The sequence below is a fragment of the Flammeovirga sp. EKP202 genome (assembly GCF_014534745.1).
GTDB lineage: Bacteria > Bacteroidota > Bacteroidia > Cytophagales > Flammeovirgaceae > Flammeovirga.
Genome location: NZ_JACVVP010000145.1, coordinates 1 through 399, shown reverse-complemented (window position 1 = coordinate 399; position 399 = coordinate 1). Strand labels below are relative to the sequence as shown.

Below are 399 nucleotides of genomic sequence, written 5' to 3'. Positions count from 1 at the left end.
CCCTACTTGCACGTTGTATCCATTAGCATACTCTCTATTTTTCATGCGCATATACGTTGCATCAGTATCTGTTTTAGAATAGGAATTACGTGAGTCTAATGTTTGAAGCTGTTGTTCATATCCATTTAATTGATCTGCTTTTCTTATAATATTGCGGCATTGAGTCTTTTGTTTTTTCGTTACCCTGTCGTTGCCCCTTTTGGAAAGTTGTTCATCAATTTTATGAGCAATTTCTTTGATTTTGTTACTATCTGAACAAGAAGTCTCAGATGGAATATCTAATACCTCATTTTGATGAATCGATTCTTTTTCTAAATTTTCAAGAGTATGAATATATTCTTGCACTTTTGTTCGTACCTGTTGGGAATATCTCTCTGCATTCTTTTTAAATACTGTTTT

The 399-nt window shown here is 32.8% G+C and carries 1 pseudogene; it reads right to left on the bottom strand.

Features of this window, described 5'->3' with window-relative positions:
* Positions 1-399, bottom strand: a pseudogene (locus IC221_RS29360) (hypothetical protein); the annotation flags it as partial.